This window comes from Massilia sp. TWP1-3-3 (assembly GCF_049897805.1).
In the GTDB taxonomy this organism is placed as follows: Bacteria; Pseudomonadota; Gammaproteobacteria; order Burkholderiales; family Burkholderiaceae_D; genus Telluria_A.
On record NZ_JAFCWX010000017.1, the window covers coordinates 14,021 to 32,098 of the forward strand.

An 18,078-nucleotide genomic window follows, 5' to 3' on the forward strand; every position below is an offset into this window, starting at 1 on the left:
TAGCTGAATAGACGGCCATTTTGACGGGCGCATGATGATCATGCGCCCGTTTTTTATTGCGTTGCACTATGACAGCGCCTTGACCAGCCAAGCCCGACAAGGCTGCTTGCTTAAAAGTTCCAACTTTAATGTACGGTCCGAAACATATTTTTACCGCTCCACATGCTACAGTCTTTACAACAATCGTTGCTATCAAGACAAGGAAAAACATGGATGCCCTCACGACAAAACCCGCGCGTACCCGGCGCGCCAAGCTCATTGGCACCGTTATCGCCGTGCTGGCAATGGCCGCTCTGGGTGGGCTGGCGTGGTACTTGACGCACCAAGCGCCTGAAGGCGGCGCGGCGCAGGGCGCAGCCGGTGCGCGCGGGGCCGCCGGTGGCGGCGGCGGCGGCGGCGGACGAGGCGGGCGTGGAGGGCTGGCCACCACCGTCGGCGTGGCCACTGCCGAACTGGCCGACATTCCCGTCAGCGTCGACGCGCTGGGCACCGTTACCGCAGCGGCCACGGCCACGGTGCGCCCGCAGGTGTCCGGCATCCTCCAGAAAATCAACTTCAGCGAAGGGCAACTGGTCAAGTCCGGCCAGGTGCTCGCCACCATCGACCCGCGCTCGTTCGAGATGGCGCTGCTGCAAGCTTCCGGGACGCGCCAGCGCAACGAGGCCCAATTGGCCAGCGCGCGCGTCACGCTCGAACGCTTTCGCACGCTGCTGGCGCAAGACTCCATCGCGCGCCAGGAGGTCGACACCCAGGCTGCCCTCGTCAAGCAGCTCGAAGGCACCTCCATGACCGACCGCGCCGCCGAGGGCATCGCCAAGCTGAACCTGAGCTATACCCAAGTGAAGGCGCCGATCAGTGGCCGCGTGGGCTTGCGCGTGATCGACATGGGCAACCTGGTCGGCAGCGGCGACGCGGCCGGCATCGCCGTCATAACCCAGCTCTCGCCGATCGACGTTGAATTTGCCGTGCCGCAAGACCGCGTGCCCGACCTGCAGGCCAGCGTGCGCGCCGACAGCCCTTTGCCGGCGACCGCTTTTGACCGCACCCGCACGGTGCCGCTTGCAACGGGCAAGTTCGCCGCCCTCGACAACCAGGTCGATGTGCAAACCGGGACCGTGCGCGCCAAGGCGCGCTTTGCCAATGCCGACCAATCGCTGTTCCCGAGCCAGTTCGTCAACCTGCGCCTGGAACTGCGCACCATCAAGGGCGCCGTCATGGTGCCGGTAACGGCGCTGCGCAACAGCAGCACGGGCGACTTTGTGTATGTGCTCAACGCCGCAGAACGCACGGTGGCCGTGCGGCCCGTCACGCGCGGCCAGGCCACCGTCGACAAGGTCGAAATCAAGACCGGCTTGTCAGCCGGCGAGCAGGTGATTACCGAAGGGGCCGACCGCCTCAAGGATGGCGCCAAGGTGACGCTGCCGGGTGACAAGCCGCAGGCAGCCGGTGCCGGCGGTAAACGTGGCGAACGCGGTGGCGCGGGCCGCCGCCAGCGGCCTGAAGGTGCCGCTGCCGAGACTGCGGCAGCGGCACCTGCACCGGCTACCGTACCAAGCGCCGTGCCAACCGCCGCACCGGCAGCCGCACCAGCAGCCGGCGAGGGCCGCCGTGCGCGTGACGGCGCCACCGGCGAGCGTCCGCCGCGCACGGGCGAAACCGCGCCCACAGGCGAGCGCCCGCGGCGCCAGCGTGAAGGCGCGGAGGCGCAATGAATCCGTCCTCCCCGTTCATCCAACGCCCGGTAGCGACATCGCTGCTGATGCTGGCCATCGTGCTGGCCGGGCTGGTGGGCTTCAAGTTCCTGCCGCTGTCGGCGCTGCCGCAGGTGGATTTCCCGACCATCCAGGTGCAAACGCTGTATCCCGGCGCCAGCCCCGAAGTGATGGCGCGCACCGTCACCGCGCCGCTCGAACGGCGCTTCGGCCAGATGGCGGGCTTGCAGCGCATGAGTTCAAACAGCGCCTCGGGCGTGTCGGTCGTGACGCTGCAGTTCGGGCTTGGAGAAACGCTCGACGTCGCCGAACAGGAAGTGCAGGCCGCGATCAACGCGGGCGGCTCGCTGCTGCCGGCCGACCTGCCGGCGCCGCCGGTCTACGCCAAGGTCAACCCGGCCGACGCGCCAGTGCTCACGCTGGCTATTACGTCGGACACGCTGCCGTTGACCGAAGTGCAAAACCTCGTCAATACACGCCTGGCGCTGAAAATCAGCCAGGTCTCGGGCGTCGGCCTGGTGACGCTCAGCGGCGGTCAGCGGCCGGCGGTGCGCATCCAGGCCGATACCGGCGCCTTGGCGTCCTACGGCCTCGGCCTGGACACGCTGCGCAGCGCCATATCCGGCGCCAACGCCAACAGCGCCAAGGGTAATTTCGACGGCCCCACGCGCTCCTACGCGATCAACGCCAACGACCAGTTGCTGACCGTGCCCGACTATGAAAACCTGATCGTCTCCTACAAGAACGGCGCGCCGGTGCGCCTGAAAGACGTGGCCAAGGTGGTCGACAGCGCCGAAAACGTCAAGCTCGGCGCCTGGGCAAACCTGAAGCCGGCCATCATCCTGAATGTGCAGCGCCAGCCCGGCGCCAACGTCATCGCCACCGTCGACGCCATCAAAAAGCGCCTGCCCGAGCTGTCGGCCAGCCTGCCGGCGGCGGTCCGGCTCGACGTGCTGTCGGACCGCACCACCGGCATTCGCGCCTCGGTCGAACACGTGGAACTGGAGTTGCTGCTGGCCGTGCTGCTGGTGGTGCTGGTGATTTTTGCCTTCCTCCACAGCGTGCGCGCCACCGTGATCGCCAGCCTGGCCGTGCCCATTTCCCTGATCGGCACCTGCGGCGCCATGTACATGCTCGGCTACAGCCTGAACAACCTGTCGCTGATGGCGCTGACGATTGCCACCGGCTTTGTCGTCGACGACGCCATCGTCATGATCGAGAACATCGCGCGCTACATCGAAAAAGGCGAAACGCCGATGGCTGCGGCCATCAAGGGCGCGCAGCAGATCGGTTTTACCATCATTTCGCTGACGGTGTCGCTGATCGCTGTGCTCATTCCGCTGCTGTTCATGGGTGACGTGGTGGGGCGCCTGTTTCGCGAGTTTGCCATCACGCTGGCGATCACGATTCTGATCTCGGCCGTGGTCTCGCTCACGCTGGTGCCGATGATGTCGGCGCGCTGGCTTCGGGCAAGCGCAGATGAAAAGCCGGGCCGCTTCGCGCTCAAGACCCAGGCTTTTTTCGACCGCGTGATCGTGCGCTACGACCATGCCTTGAACTGGGTGCTGGCGCGCCAGGGCCTGACGCTGATCGTGGCGCTGGCAACGCTACTGCTCACCGTGCTGCTCTACATCTTGATACCCAAGGGCTTGTTCCCGACCCAGGACACCGGCCAGTTGCAGGCGCGCGTTGAAATGCGCCAGGCGATCTCGTATGACCGCATGGCAGAGCTGCAGCAGGCGACGGCCAGGGAAATCCTGGCCGATCCGGATGTCGAGTCGCTCAGCTCCAACGTCGGCGTTGACGCGGCCAACAACATGATGCTGCACACCGGACGCATGCTGATCAATCTCAAGCACGACCGCACGAGCGACCAGGCGGCCATCATGGAGCGACTGCGCCGCCGCGCCGCGCAGGTGGCGGGCGTGACGCTCTATGTGCAGCCGACGCAGGACTTGACCATCGATGCCGAAACCGGCCCCACCCAATACCGCGCATCGATCGAAGGGGCCGACAACGCCACCGTCACCGAATGGGCGAGCAAACTGGTCAAGCGGCTGCAGGATGAAAAACAGCTGCGCAATGTCGTCACCGACGCCGGCGCGACGGGCGCCGCGGCGTTTGTCAGCATCGACCGCGATACGGCCTCGCGCATGTCGATCACGGCAGCGTCGATTGACGACGCGCTGTACAGCGCCTACGGCCAGCGCATTGTCTCGACGATTTTCACCGAAACAAATCAGTATCGCGTGATCCTCGAGGCGCAGCGCGACGCCAACATGTCGATCGCCACGCTCGGCCAGCTGCCGCTGAAAACAGGCTCGGGCAACACCACGCCGCTGGCCGCCGTGGCCACCGTCACCGAGCAAAATGCGCCGCTCCAGATCACCCACGTGGCGCAATACCCGGCCACCACCATCGGCTTTGACACCGCACCCGGCGTGTCGCTGGGCCAGTCGGTCGAGGCGATCAGCGCTGCGGCCAAGCAGATCGGGCTACCGGCCTCGGTCACGCTCAGCTTTTTGGGCGCGGCCGGTGCGTACCAAAATTCGCTGTCCAACCAGCTGTGGCTGATCCTGGCAGCGGTGGTGTGCGTGTACATTGTGCTGGGCGTGCTGTATGAAAGCTATATCCACCCGCTGACGATTTTGTCGACGCTGCCGTCGGCCGGCGTGGGCGCCTTGCTGGCCTTGATGATCAGCGGCCAGGATTTGGGCGTGATCGGCATCATCGGCATCATCCTGTTAATCGGCATCGTAAAAAAGAACGCCATCATGATGATCGACTTTGCCATCGAGGCTGAACGCGAACAGGGCATGGGCGCGCGCGAAGCTATCCAGCAGGCGGCGCTGCTACGCTTTCGGCCGATCCTGATGACGACGCTGGCCGCGCTGTTCGCTGCCGTGCCGCTGATGCTCGGCTGGGGCGAGGGCGCCGAGCTGCGCCGTCCCCTGGGCCTGGCGATTTTCGGCGGCCTGATTGTCAGCCAGCTGTTGACCTTGTTTACGACGCCGGTCATCTACCTCGGCTTTGACCGCCTGGCGCGGCGCTGGGACCGCAATCGGGCGCAGGTAAATCCGGTCCAAGCCACGCCATCCGGGGCGGCAAAGTGAACCTGTCCGAGCCATTCGTCCGGCGCCCCATCGCCACGGTACTTCTGACGCTGGGCATTGCACTGGCCGGCATCGGCGCGTTCTTTGTGCTGCCCGTCTCGCCGCTGCCGCAGGTGGATTTTCCGACCATTACCGTAAGCGCCTCGCTGCCCGGCGCCAGCCCGGACACCATGGCGACCAGCGTGGCCACGCCGCTCGAGCGGCGTCTTGGCGTCATCTCGGGCGTGAACGAAATGACGTCCAACAGCGGCAACGGTTCGACCCGCGTCAGCCTGCAGTTTGACCTGAACCGCAAGATCGACTCGGCCGCGCGCGAAGTACAGGCGGCCATCAGCGCCGCGCGCGCCGACCTGCCGGCCACGCTGCGCAGCAACCCGACCTACCGCAAGGTCAACCCGTCGGACGCGCCGGTCATCATCCTGGCGCTGACCTCCAAGAGCAAGTCGCCTGGCCAGATCTACGAATCGGTCTCCAACCTGGTGCAGCAGAAGCTGGCACAGGTCAAGGGCGTGGGCGACGTGGAAATTGGCGGCGGCTCGCTGCCGGCGGTGCGCGTCGAACTGCTGCCGTATGCGCTGAACCGCTACGGCGTCTCGACCGAGGACGTGCGCGCCGCGATCCAGTCGACCAACGCCAACCGTCCGAAAGGGGCGATCGAAGGCAATGGCATGCGCCTGCAGATCTACTCGCAGGCCAGCACCGCCAGCGGAGGGCGCAGCGCGGCCGACTACCGCAGCCTGGTTGTCGCGTGGCGCAATGGGGCCGCCGTGCGACTGGACGACGTGGCCGAAGTGATCGACGGCGTCGAGAACATCAATACCCTGGGCCTGTTCAATGGCGCGCCGGCGGTGGTGGTGCTGATCACGCGCCAGCCGGGTGCCAACGTGATTGAAACGGTAGACGGCGTGCGTGCGCTCATCCCCATGCTGCAGGCGCAGCTGCCCAAAGATATCAAGCTGCAGGTGGCGTCCGACAGCACCAATTCGATCCGCTCCTCGCTGCACGAAATTGAAATCACCCTGATCATCTCGATCCTGCTGGTGGTGCTGGTGGTGAGCATGTTCCTGCGCAGCGTGCGCGCGACCATCATCCCGGCCGTGGCCACCGTGGTGTCGCTGCTGGGCACCTTTGGCGTGATGTACATGCTCGGTTTCAGCCTGAATAACCTTTCCCTGATGGCGCTCACGGTCGCTACCGGGTTTGTGGTCGACGACGCCATCGTGGTGCTCGAAAACACCGCCCGCCACATCGAGCAGGGCATGGACCGCATGCAGGCCGCTTTGCTGGGCGCGCGCGAGGTTGGCTTTACGGTGCTCTCGATCAGCCTGTCGCTGGTAGCCGTATTCATCCCCTTGCTGTTCATGGGCGGCCAGGTGGGCCGGCTGTTCCGCGAGTTTGCCGTCACGCTGTCGGCCGCGGTCTTGATATCGCTGGTGATTTCACTCACCACCACGCCGATGATGTGCGCCTGGCTGCTCAAGCCGGGCGGGGTCGAACGCAAGGACGGGCGCCTGGCGCGCTGGGCCGAACGCGGTTTCGACAAAATTCACAAGATGTATGAACACTCGCTCGATTGGGCATTGGACAGCAAGGCGCTGGTCATGCTCATTTTCCTGTTCGTCATCGGCTTGAATGTCTACCTGTTCACGGCAGCGCCAAAAGGATTTTTTCCAAAGCAAGATACGGGCCAGATCAACGGCGGCCTGCGCGCCGACCAGAGCATTTCATTCCAGGCGATGCAGGAAAAGCTCAAGCAGCTGGTCGACATCATCCGCGCCGATCCAGCCGTGGAAACGGTGGTTGGCTTTACCGGCGGGGGACGGGCCGGCGGCGGTTTCATGTTCATCAACCTGAAACCGGTGTCGCAGCGCGACGTTGGCGGCCAGGCCGTGATTGCCCGTCTGCGCCCGCAGTTGGCGCAGGTGACGGGCGTGTCGATGTTCCTGAACCCGGTGCAGGACTTGCGCATGGGTAGTCGCCAGTCCAACTCGACCTACCAATACAGCCTGAAAAGCGACAACCGCGAAGACCTCAAGCTGTGGGCCGGCAAACTGGCCGACGCCATGAAGCGCCAGCCCCAGCTGGCCGACGTCGACACCGACCAGGCGGAAAACGGCGTCGAGATGTTCGTCAAGATCGACAAGGAGAGCGCGGCGCGGCTGGGCATCAACCCGCGCGACGTCGACAATGCGCTCTACAACGCCTTTGGCCAGCGCCAGGTTGCCACCATCTATGATGAACTCAATCAGTACAGCATCATCATGGGCGTGGCCAAGCGCTACGCGCAAACGCCGCAAGCGCTGAGCGACATTTACGTGCCTTCGCGCGGCACGTCGGTGGCCGGGGCGCCGGCCAACACCACTGCGGCGCGCGACCCGTCCAGTGGCCAGGCGCTGAGCAGCGAAGCGACCACGATGGTGCCGCTGTCGGCCATTGCCAGCTTTGCCGAAAGCGCCACGCCCACCTCGATCAACCACCAGGATGGCGAGCTGACCACGACCGTCTCGTTCAACCTGGGCGAAGGGGCCAATCTGGCCGACGCCAAGGCCGCCGTCAAGCAGGCCGAGGCCGACATCGCCATGCCCAACAATGTGCGTGGCAGCTTTGAAGGCACGGCCCGCGCGGCAGAAGAATCGAACAAGGAGCAGCCGCTGCTGATTTTGGCGGCCATCGTCGTCATCTACATTGTGCTGGGCATCCTGTACGAAAGCCTGGTGCATCCGATCACGGTGCTGTCCACCTTGCCTTCGGCCGGGGTGGGCGCGGTGCTGGCGCTGCTGCTGTTCAAGATGGATTTTTCGATCATCGCGCTCATTGGCGTGTTCCTGTTGATCGGCATCGTCAAGAAGAACGCCATCTTGATCATCGACTTTGCGCTGGAAGCGGAGCGCACGCGTGGTGTGAGCCCGCACGAGGCGGTGCGCGAAGCGTGCCTGCTGCGCTTTCGGCCGATCTTGATGACCACGCTGGCCGCCGCGCTCGGCGCCTTGCCGCTGGCGATCGGCTTTGGCGAAGGCTCTGAATTGCGCCGCCCACTTGGCGTGGCCATCATCGGGGGCCTCCTGGCCAGCCAGCTGCTCACGCTCCTGACCACGCCGGTCGTCTACATCGTGATGGACAAGCTGCGCCGCCGCAGCCCGGCCGAGCGTGAGTTCGGCCACCATGCCGAGCGCGTGCCATCAACTAACCAACCATGAGTGCTCCTATGCGTCCCATTTTCCCGCTCGTCCTGGCTGCGGCGCTCACCGCCGGTTGCGCTGTCGGCCCGGCCTACCAGGTGCCGGCCGCGCCCACGTCCGCCAGCTTCAAGGAGGCCGCCGGCTGGTCGCCGGCCGCCCCGGCAGACGCGCTTGACCGCGGTCCCTGGTGGACCTTGTTTAACGACCCGGTGCTGAGCAGCCTGGCCAGCCAGGTGGAAGTATCGAACCAGAACGTGGCCGCAGCCGTGGCGTCGTATGCCGCAGCGCGCGCGGCCTTGGCGCAGCAGCGCGCATCGCTGTTCCCGAGCGTGAACCTGGGCTTGTTGGGCGACCGGTCAGGGGGCAGGGACCAGGACAGTGCCAGCAATTACCGGCTCAATATCGGCGGCAGCTGGGAGCCGGACGTGTGGGGACGCCTGCGCGCCGGCGTGAGCGGCGCCAGCGCGGGCGCCGCGGCCAGTGCGGCGGACCTGGCGGCGGCGCGCCTGTCAGCCCAGGGTGAGCTGGCCATCAATTACTTTGCAGTGCGCCAGAGCGACGCGCAAAAGGCGCTGCTGGCCACCACGCTGGACGGCTATGAGCGCGTGCTGACCATTACCAGGAACCGTTACGAGGCCGGCATCGTCGGCAAGTCGGACGTGCTGCAGGCCGAGACGCAGCTGGCCAATGCCCGTATCGACGAGCTGGCGCTGACCCGCTCGCGCGCCCAGTCCGAACACGCAATCGCCATCCTGATCGGCAAGGCGCCCGCCAATTTTGCGCTGGTAAGCGCGCCGTGGACGGCCAACGTGCCGGACATTCCAGTGCTGGTGCCATCGACCTTGCTCGAGCGCCGTCCGGATATCGCCGGTGCCGAACGGCGCGTGGCGGCGGCCAACGCGCAGATCGGCATCGCGCGCTCGGCCTACTATCCGAACATCGGTCTGTCCGCTTCGCTCGGTGCGGGCGGCAGCAAGATGGGCGAGCTGTTCAGCGCCTCGAACCTGTTATGGTCGTTTGGCGCCAGCGTGGCGCAGTCGCTCTTTAACGCGGGCGCCACGCGCGCCAACGTGGCCGGCGCCCAGGCGCAGCATGCCGTTGCGGTGGCGCGCTACCGGCAGACCGTGCTGGACGCTTTTGGCGACGTGGAAAATCAGCTGTCCGCCACGCGCGTGCTGGCGCAGCAGCAGGTGCTGCGCAGGCAGGCGTCATCTGCCGCCGACCAGGTCGAAGCGCAGATGTTGAATCGCTATAAGGCGGGGCAGGTGGGCTACACCGAAGTGGTGCAGGCGCAGTCTACGGCCTTGTCGGCGCGGCGCTCGCTGGTGCAGTCGCAGGCCGACCGCCAGACGACTACGGTCGCTTTGATTCAATCGTTGGGCGGCGGCTGGCAAGCTTCGTTAGAATAGCGCCACCATGACCAATAAAACCTCCAATACCACCAAGGCGGCCGGCGCCGATGGCGTCGCATATGAAGTGCGGCGCTCCCACATTCACGGCAATGGCGTCTTTTCGCGCCGCAAGATCGACGCCGGCGAGCGCATCGTGGAATATGAGGGCGAGCGCATCACGGCTGACGAATCAGCCATCCGCGCCGAAAATGGCGGCGGGCCGGTGAACCATACGTTTTTCTTTTCGCTTGCGGACGGCAATGTGATCGATGGCGGCAGCGGCGGGAATGACTCGCGCTACATCAATCACGCATGCGAGCCCAACTGCGAGGCGTACGAGGAGGAAGGGCGCGTGTTCATCTACTCGCTGCAAGAAATTGAAAAGGGCGAGGAACTCAATTACAACTACGCGCTCATCTATGAAGAGCGGCATACGGCTGCCGTGAAAAAACTGTTCGCGTGCCGCTGCGGGGCGCCGTCGTGCACGGGGACCATGCTGGCGCCGAAAAAGCGCGCCAGGAAAAAATAAGCGCTTTAGTACGACAGTGGCTGGCCAGCGGGGATGGCCAGCCGGACGCTCAACAAGTTATCCGCGTACCGCTGCTTCAATCTTGGCGACGTCGATTTTCCGCATTTGCATCATTGCTTCAAATGCGCGCTTCGCCACCGCGCGATCAGGACTGGCGATCGCCGTGGTGAGAACGCGTGGCGTAATTTGCCATGACAGGCCCCACTTGTCCTTGCACCAGCCGCATGCGCTTTCTTCGCCGCCGTTGTCGACAATGGCGTTCCACAAGCGGTCGGTTTCCGCCTGGTCGTCCGTGGCAACCTGGAACGAGAACGCTTCGCTGTGCTTGAAGGCCGGGCCGCCGTTCAGGCCGATACATGGGATGCCAAGCACGGTGAATTCGATTGTCAAGACGTCGCCTTCTTTGCCGGCGGGGTAGTCGCTGGGTGCGCGAAAGATGGCTCCTACCGCACTGTCGGGAAACGTCTCTGCGTAAAATCGCGCCGCTTCTGCTGCGGAGCCGTTGAACCAGAGGCAAATCGTGTTTTTGCTGACCATATTTTTCTCCGATGGGTGACCAATGCGTAGCTTACACCAAGAATAATGCCCGCTTTCCGGTGCAGTTGGCGTTCCTTACAGTTGAGCACATACGCGCTGGTATGCCTGCGCAACTGTGACAGAAAGGTCGGCAGCATCGGGAACGTGGCAAGGTCGTTTTCGCGCAGGAGGCGGCCGCAAAAGTGGCAACGATGCAGCACAGTTACATCGTCCTCGCGCACGCGGGGACCTATAGAACGGATGGCAATGGCTCTCCTAATTAATGCGTGGCGGCGGTAGGTCGGATTGCGCTGACGCTTATCCGACCTACGCTCCTCACTGCGGCACGTTCACACCAGCGGCAGCGCCGTTGAATCCCTTCCGTCATTCCTTGCTAAGCGCTAACACGCGTTTTGCGACGGGAAACCAGATATCGAACACCGTTTCGTTGGCGCCGTTGGCGGCCAGTTTGTACGGCAAGCCGTGGCGGTTAAGCACTTCGCGCACGAACATCAGGCCGATGCCCTGGCCGCCTTTTTTGGTGCTGACAAAGGGCGTGAACAACTGGCGCGCCGGCACTTCGCCCAGCCGGTTGCCTGAGTCAACGATCGACAGGCGCAGGCGATCGCCTTCATCGTCGAGTTCGAACGAAATGTAGCCCGCCGCCCCCGTTTCGGCCTGGCTCGCTTCCACCGCCTCGACCGCGTTCTTGACGATGTTCAGCAGCGCCTGTTCCATCAGGTGGCTGTCCAGCCGCACCGGCGCCGCTTCGGAGCGCCGCGCCCAGCCAATCGCAATGCCGCTGCGCTTGCACTGTTCACGGTTGAGGTACAAGATGTCGTCCATCATCGCCGCCACCGACGCCGGCCGCAGCTCGGGCTCGGGCATTTTTACGACGCGCGTAAAACGCTCGATGAATTCGCCCAGACTGACATTGCGCCGCTTGACGGCATCCACGGCAGTGCCAAAATCTTCGCTGTCGTGCTCTGCCAGCTGGGTCTTGTAGTACAGCAGCGAATCCATCACCGAGCCGGTCGCGGCCACGGTATTGTTGACTTCATGAGCGAGCACGCGGATCAGTTTGTCGTAGGTGGCGCGTTCGGAACTTTCCAGCACATCCGTCATTTCCTCCACCAGCACGAAGCCGCGTGCAAAACCGCGATCAAAAAACTGGCCGCGCTGGCCGCGAAAGCGCCGGCCTTCCCGGTCGGTCAGCAACTGGCTTTCACCCAACGGCAAGGCGTCGAGCTGGCTTGGCAGGCCGCTCTCGCCCCAGTAGCTCAGCGGTTTACCCTTGGGGTCGTCGAGCGCAAGCAGTGCCTTGGCGCTGGCGTTCATCAGGCTGATATTGCCTTCGAAATCGAACACGATGACGGCACTTGGCGTCGCTTCCAGCAGGCTGTCGAGAAAGCCGCGCTGTTCGCCCAATTCCAGTCTTTCGCGGTAGAGCGTGGCGAGCATGGTATTGAACAGGCTGACCAGTTCGTCCAGCTCGGGCAAGGTGCTGTCGGTCATGCGGGCGGCGTAATCCTGGTCTTGCAGCAGGTCGCGAAAGCGCGCCGTATATTCGAGCGGGCGCAGGGCGCGCCGCACCAGCCGAAAGCCGCATGCCAGGCTGGCAAGCAGCAGCACTTCGATCGCCAGAAATAGCGCGATGTTCTGGCGGAACAGAAACACCGTCAGGGCGAACAGCCCCAGGTGAACGGCAAGCAGGTAGGTGCCAAACTGCGAGCGCAGCTTCATTCGTCGGCCCCGGCCCCGATGCCGTGCCGTTCAAGCCTGCGATACAGCGCCGTGCGCGACAAACCGAGCGCCTGCGCCACGCGCGAGATGTTGCCGCGATGCTGTTCCATCGCCTGCCCGATCATGTGGCGCTCGACCTGTTCGAGCGTCATGCCATCGACGCCCAGCTTGTGCGCGCCGCCATCGTCGCGCTGCTCGGCGGCGATAAAGTCAGCCTGCGTCAGCTGGCTTTTACCGACCAGCAGCACGGTGCGTTCCAGCGTCTGCTTGAGCTGGCGAATATTGCCCGGCCACGGCTGGGCGCTGAGCCATTCCAGCGCCTGCGGCGTAATCGTTACCGGATCAATGCCATAGTGGTGCGACACCCCCGTGATGATATGTTCAGCCAGCAGCGCAATGTCGCTGCGCCGTTCACGCAAGGGTGGCAGCCGGATGGTGATCAGGTTCAGCCGGTAAAACAAGTCCTCGCGAAAGTCGCCCGACGCAACCAGCTCGGCCAGCTCCTGGTTGGTGGCCGATACCACGCGGATGTCGGCCTGCTCGGGGCGGCTGGCGCCCACGGGCTGGTAGCTCTGGTCCTGCAGGACACGTAATAGTTTGACCTGGTCGCTGCGATTGAGTTCGCCAATTTCGTCAAGGAAGAGGGTGCTTTCGTGGGCGCAGGCCACGTGGCCCTTGCGGTCGGCCTTGGCGTCGGTAAAGGCGCCGCGCACATGGCCGAACATTTCGCTCTCGAATAGCGACGGCGTGATCGCCCCCATATTGATCTTGACGGGCGAACGGGTAGCGCGCGGGCTGTTGCGGTGAATGGCGTCGGCAATCAATTCCTTACCGGTACCGCTTTCGCCGAGGATGAGCACAGGCGCCTTGGTGCGCGCCACCTGGCCGATCGTGCCCAGCACGCGCAGCAGTTTAGGGTGCTCGCCCACGATCGCGGAAAAATCGAATTGCTGGTCGAGCGCCTTGCGGTTGAGCCGTTGCGGCGACAGGCTGGCCGACAGTTCCAGCGTGCTCTCGATCAGTTCGATCAGTTGCGCGTTGTTCCACGGCTTGGTGAAAAAGTCGGCCGCGCCTGCCTTGACGCCGCGCACTGCCAGCGTGATCGAGCCCCACGCCGTCATCAGCAACACCGCCAGCGCCGGATACTTTTCCTTGATCTGCGCCAGCAGCGCCATGCCTTCCTCGCCGCTCGTTTGCAGCGAAAAATTCATATCTTGCACCACCAGGTCATACGGCGATTTGGCCAGCGCTTCGAGCGCCTGGCGCGGATTGTCACAGCACGCCGTCTCGAACCCGGACTGCTTGAGCAGCAGGGCAAGCGACACCTGGACGGCGGCGTCGTCATCGACAATCAAAATGCGTTGGGTACGTGAATCCATTGTCTCTTTTCTGTTCGTGCTATTCGTAATGCAGCGCTTCGGTCGGGCTCATGCGGCTGGCGCGCCAGCCCGGATACACCGAGCAAAGCAAGGATAGCAGATAGATCACTGCCATCGATACTGCCGTCGCCGCCAGGAAGACGTTCCAGTTCAGCATTTCGCCCAGTGCGCCGGTGATCGGCAACTGCACCAGCAGCAACAAGGCGATCAGCATGGCGCCGGAACTGAGCAGGAACTGCTCGGCGATGATTTGCCGGTAAATGTCCCCCGCGTTGGCGCCGATCGCGCGCCGCAGGCCGATCTCGGGGATGCGGCGGGTGGTGTTTTGCCACAGCACGCCGAATAGGCCAAAGGCGACCATCAGCAGCAGAAAGGCGGCAATGACGGACAGGATGATCAGCGGGGTTGCCATGTCGCGGATCGACGCGGCGCGCAGCGCTTCCACCGGCACAATACGGTACGACCATGCGTTGTTGAGCAGTTTCAGTTCGCGGTTCAGCGTTTCCTCGAACGCGCGCGGCGTGCCCGGCGCCATCTTGAGCAGGATCGTGCGCGGGCCGTCATTGTTCGCCGCTGAGTGAAGGGCGATGACAACGTTGCCTGGCGCGTCAAATTCGCCCTTCTTGCGGTAATCGTCGATCACGCCCACCACGCGCTTCGTCGTGGAAACGGTTTTGCCGCGCTCTTCGGAATTGAATTGCTTGCCCAGCACGTCGGTGCTGCCGAACATCTCCAGCGCAACGCGGCGGTTGATGACGACCGGTACGGCCGCCGCGCCGGCGTCGCTCTGCTCGAAGGTGCGGCCTTGGACAGCCTTGATGCCCAACACCTTGAAGAAATCATCGCTGACAAAGGCAATTTCGGTTCGGACATGACGTCCGTTTTCCAGCGTAAAACCGGTGCGGAAATTGGCATGCGCATAGGGTGCGGAACTGGAAAAGGCCACCTGCTGCACCCCAGGCACGGCCAGCAGGCCCCGCTTGAACTGGTCGTAGGTGCCCAGCGAGGGGCCGTTAAGGACTTCGCCGGCACCGATGATATCCACCGCCCAGACGTCGGTGCTCACGAAACCGGTTGGCAATTGGTACAGCTGATAATTGCGCAACCCGGCGGCGGCAATGCCGAACACGACGACGAAGGCGAGCAGGATTTCCAGGCTCAGCGACAGGTTCCTGGACTTGCGCTTCCAGATCAGCTTGAGTAAGTGGCGAAACATCAAATGGCTCCCTTGAGGGCGTGAACAGGATCGAGGCGCGACATTTTCCAAGCCGGCAAGACACCGGAGAGCAGGCCGAACACGAGGGTCAGCAGCAGGCCGTAGCACAGCACGGCGAAATTCATGTCAATTTTCATGGACGGAATCAAGCCCGAGTGTTCCAGCCACACCAGCACGCCTTTTGCGCACAACAGGCCAATGATGCCGCCTGCCAGGCACAAGAGCACGTTTTCGATAATCAGCTGGAACACCAACTGGGCGCTGGTGGCGCCGAAGGCTTTTCGTACACCGATCTCGGAACTGCGTTCCAGGATGCGCCCCGTATTCAAGTTCACCAGGTTGAGCGCCGGCAGCATCATGAACACGAGCATGACGCCCGCCACTGTCCCCAGTAAAATACCGGCGCCGGAATTTTCCTTGTCCGGGTCGCCGATGGTCGTGCGTGCAATGGCGTCAAGCTTGCTGTCTGCCCAGAAATAGACCCGCCCCCACGCTTTCGGGTCGCTCGCCTGGACGCTCTTGGCGACCATTTGTACCTCTTGCTGGATCAGCGGCAAGTCCGCAGGGCTCTTGCCCAGTAGCAGCGCGGTAAATTCGCCCGACAGTTGCTCGCGGTATTCCGTGGAGGGAAAGGTCGTAATCGGCGCCCACAGGTCGGAAAACGCATTGATGTGCAGCTCATCCTTGACCACGCCGACCACCTCAAATTTTTGGCCGCTGACGCTGATCGTCTTGCCCACCGCGTCGGCCTGGCCGAACAGCTTCCTGGCCGACGACTCATTGATGACGATGACGAAGCGCCCCTTGTCGTCATCGTCCGCCGTCGTCAGGCGCCCGGCCAGCAAGGTGAAGTCCAGAATGCGCCAGTAATTGGCGTCGGCCCGGCGCATCTGCAACTCCGTGACGCGCCCTTCCTGGTACACCGCCACGGTCGACGTGATTGTTACCGCCGAGACCAGCTCGACCGACTTCAGAGGTTTCAAGTATTTGTCGATGATCCGGTAGCCGAGCGGACTGGTCGAGGTGCGCGTCTTGTCTAGCGACTCCATGCGCACGGGCATTACTTGCAGGAATCGGTTGCTCTTGCCTTCCACACCGGACGGATAGAAGGCGTTTTCGAGCATGGCCGTAACGACCATCAGCACCACCAGCGTCAGCACGATGCACAGCAAATTGATGGCGGTAAACAGCTTGCGTCGCATGAAGACCTTGTAGGCGGTCAGCAGATAGTTTTTGAACACGGTACGCTCCTAGCTGACCAGCTGGCCGTCGAATACGCGCACGATGCGCCCGGCCAGCTTGGCGTCCTGCTCGCTGTGGCTGACCATGACGATGGTGGTGCCTTCGCTGTTCAACTTGAGCAGGATGTCCATGATGTCGGCGCCCATCTTGCTGTCAAGGTTGCCGGTCGGCTCATCGGCCAGCAGCACTTGCGGGCGGCCGACGATGGCGCGCGCGATCGCCACGCGCTGCTGCTGTCCGCCCGACAACTGGTTCGGGTAGTGATCCATGCGCGCGCCCAGGCCAACCTTTTCCAGCGCCTCGCGCGCCAGACGGCGCCGTTCGCCGCCCGACAGCTTGCGGTACAACAGGGGCAGTTCGACATTGTCGATCACGCGCAAGTCGTTGATCAGGTGAAAGCTTTGGAAAATGAAACCGAAGGTCGTGTTGCGCAGCGCGGCGACCTGCTTGTCGCGGTAGTTGGTGACGCTCACGCCGTCGACCTGCACGGTGCCGGTGCCGGGACGGTCGAGTAAGCCAATCAGGTTGAGCAGAGTACTCTTGCCGCAACCACTAGGGCCCATCATGCAGACGAATTCGCCCTTCTTCACATGCAGGTCGATTTCCTTGATGGCGAGCGTTTCGACCTTGTCGGTCTGGTAGGTCTTGCTGACTTTGTCGAGTTTGATCACGATGTTCCTTGATGGCTAGTTTTTAGTGTTGATTGTTGATTCTGATGCGCTCGTGCTGCTTGAACGCGCTGGTGTCGGAAACGATAATCTTGTCGCCCAGGGCGGCGCCGGCGATGATCTCGACCGCCTTGCCGTCGCCCGCGCCAATGTTCACTTCCGTCTTGCGGGCGATACCATCCTTGACGATATATAGCTGCTGGCGGCCCTTGCCGTTGATCGCCGGGCCGCTGTCGGCCACCAGCACCTGCTGCTTCTGGTCGGTGACGATGTTGACGTCGACCCGCATCTTGTTACGCAGCAGCGGGTGGCTTGGCTGGTCGAGCGTGACGAGCAGCTTGACGGTGCCGTTCTGGATTTCAGGAAGCACCGTCTGCACATGGCCCGTTAAAGTCTCCTTGCCCTGCTCGATGCGCACCGACTGGCCGGGGCTGAGGCTGCGCGCATGAAAGTCCGACAGCGACGCCTCGACCCGGTAGTTGTTCGGTTCCGACACGCGCGCCACCTGCTGGCCCATAGCCAGGCTGGCGCCTTCGTCCTCCACCAGCAGCGTGAGCACGCCGGCAAACGGTGCGCGCACGCGGGTGCGTTCGAGCAGTTCCTGTTGCTGCTCCAGCTGCTTTTGGAGGATGCTTTTTTGCAATCGCGCGCCTTCGATGCTGCTGCTGGTGGCGCGCCGCGTGTCGTCGATCAGTTCGCGCTGCTGGCGCAACTGGATTTCGAAGCGCTTGACGTTCAGTTCTGCGGTCAGCATGTCTTCGCCGGAGACGCCGCCCGCTTTGCGCAAGGTGGTGTAGCGCTCGAACTTGACGCGTGCGCTTTGCAGGTCCAGTTGCAGCAGTTCGATGGCGCTGGTGATCTGCTTGCGCCTTTGCTCCAGTTCCAGCGTCAGGCCCAGGATGCGGTTTTCCTGTTGCGCCAGTTGTTCCTTGAAGCTGTCGCGGGCCAGGACGATGGCGTGGTCGTCCAGTTCGAGCAGCAGGGCGCCGGCGGCCACGCTCTGGCCGAGCTTGGCGTGCACTTTGGCCACGCGGCTCTGGATCGGGCTGGTGACCAGTTCTTCGTGCATCGGGATGACGACGCCGGCGGCGTTGATGGTGTTGGCGATGTCGCCCAGGCGCACCTCGGCCACGCGGATGTCCGCGGCGTTGACGCTTGGGCGCAGGATGCGGTTCACGCCCCACGCGCTGGCGCACAGCGCGGCCAGTACGAGGGCGCCGGTCAGCATGGTGAGGCGACGGCGGCGCTGGAGGGTGGCGGGGGTGATTGGGATATCCATGCGGGTGGTATAGCAAGCGCTGTGCCAGCCGCTGCCAAGGGGCGAGGGGGGGTATGGGGCCGAAAAATGCCCGCCTGTGCAGGGGAGTGTCCGGTTCCGGACACTTTGAAA

12 protein-coding genes are annotated in these 18,078 nt (G+C 63.6%); 5 read left to right on the forward strand and 7 right to left on the reverse strand.

Features of this window, described 5'->3' with window-relative positions; all coding sequences use genetic code 11:
• Window positions 1-209 precede the first annotated feature (209 nt).
• Genes ACP7D4_RS16985 through ACP7D4_RS17005 form a run of 5 tightly spaced genes read left to right on the forward strand, consistent with a single transcriptional unit; the run spans window position 210 to window position 9,924 of the window.
• Window positions 210-1,712, forward strand: coding sequence for an efflux RND transporter periplasmic adaptor subunit (locus ACP7D4_RS16985; protein ID WP_426210285.1), 1,503 nt, complete (start codon window positions 210-212; stop codon window positions 1,710-1,712).
• On the forward strand, window positions 1,709-4,825 hold the full coding sequence (locus tag ACP7D4_RS16990; protein WP_426102774.1) for an efflux RND transporter permease subunit: 3,117 nt from the start codon (window positions 1,709-1,711) through the stop codon (window positions 4,823-4,825). Before ACP7D4_RS16985 ends, ACP7D4_RS16990 begins: the two co-directional genes overlap by 4 nt.
• The gene (locus ACP7D4_RS16995) at window positions 4,822-8,022 is read left to right on the forward strand and encodes an efflux RND transporter permease subunit (protein ID WP_426210287.1); all 3,201 of its coding nucleotides are present in this window, start codon (window positions 4,822-4,824) and stop codon (window positions 8,020-8,022) included. The genes ACP7D4_RS16990 and ACP7D4_RS16995 overlap by 4 nt, the downstream gene beginning before the upstream one ends.
• Before the next feature lie 8 nt (window positions 8,023-8,030).
• Entirely contained in the window at window positions 8,031-9,413 is a 1,383-nt protein-coding gene (locus tag ACP7D4_RS17000; RefSeq protein WP_426210289.1) for an efflux transporter outer membrane subunit, read from the forward strand.
• A gap of 7 nt (window positions 9,414-9,420) precedes the next feature.
• Complete coding sequence (locus tag ACP7D4_RS17005) at window positions 9,421-9,924, forward strand: SET domain-containing protein (RefSeq protein ID WP_426102778.1); 504 nt, start codon at window positions 9,421-9,423, stop codon at window positions 9,922-9,924.
• Window positions 9,925-9,981: 57 nt separating this feature from the next.
• On the opposite strand, the gene ACP7D4_RS17010 is transcribed toward ACP7D4_RS17005, so the two are convergent.
• The 7 genes from ACP7D4_RS17010 to ACP7D4_RS17040 all read right to left on the reverse strand — a co-directional run bounded on the left by ACP7D4_RS17010 (window position 9,982) and on the right by ACP7D4_RS17040 (window position 17,967).
• The gene (locus tag ACP7D4_RS17010; RefSeq protein ID WP_426102780.1) at window positions 9,982-10,461 is read right to left on the reverse strand and encodes a VOC family protein; all 480 of its coding nucleotides are present in this window, start codon (window positions 10,459-10,461) and stop codon (window positions 9,982-9,984) included.
• 363 nt (window positions 10,462-10,824) lie between these two features.
• A complete protein-coding gene (locus tag ACP7D4_RS17015; protein ID WP_426210291.1) occupies window positions 10,825-12,183 on the reverse strand; it encodes a sensor histidine kinase in 1,359 nt (452 codons plus the stop codon).
• Window positions 12,180-13,562, reverse strand: coding sequence for a sigma-54-dependent transcriptional regulator (locus ACP7D4_RS17020; protein ID WP_426210295.1), 1,383 nt, complete (start codon window positions 13,560-13,562; stop codon window positions 12,180-12,182). The genes ACP7D4_RS17015 and ACP7D4_RS17020 overlap by 4 nt, the downstream gene beginning before the upstream one ends.
• A 19-nt stretch (window positions 13,563-13,581) precedes the next feature.
• A complete protein-coding gene (locus ACP7D4_RS17025; protein WP_426102786.1) occupies window positions 13,582-14,778 on the reverse strand; it encodes an ABC transporter permease in 1,197 nt (398 codons plus the stop codon).
• Window positions 14,778-16,019, reverse strand: coding sequence for an ABC transporter permease (locus ACP7D4_RS17030; RefSeq protein ID WP_426210296.1), 1,242 nt, complete (start codon window positions 16,017-16,019; stop codon window positions 14,778-14,780). The genes ACP7D4_RS17025 and ACP7D4_RS17030 overlap by 1 nt, the downstream gene beginning before the upstream one ends.
• 9 nt (window positions 16,020-16,028) lie before the next feature.
• A complete protein-coding gene (locus ACP7D4_RS17035) occupies window positions 16,029-16,691 on the reverse strand; it encodes an ABC transporter ATP-binding protein (RefSeq protein WP_426102790.1) in 663 nt (220 codons plus the stop codon).
• Between the two features lie 22 nt (window positions 16,692-16,713).
• Window positions 16,714-17,967 (reverse strand): efflux RND transporter periplasmic adaptor subunit, encoded by a 1,254-nt coding sequence (locus tag ACP7D4_RS17040; protein WP_426210298.1) that lies wholly within the window; start codon window positions 17,965-17,967, stop codon window positions 16,714-16,716.
• Window positions 17,968-18,078: the final 111 nt, after the last annotated feature.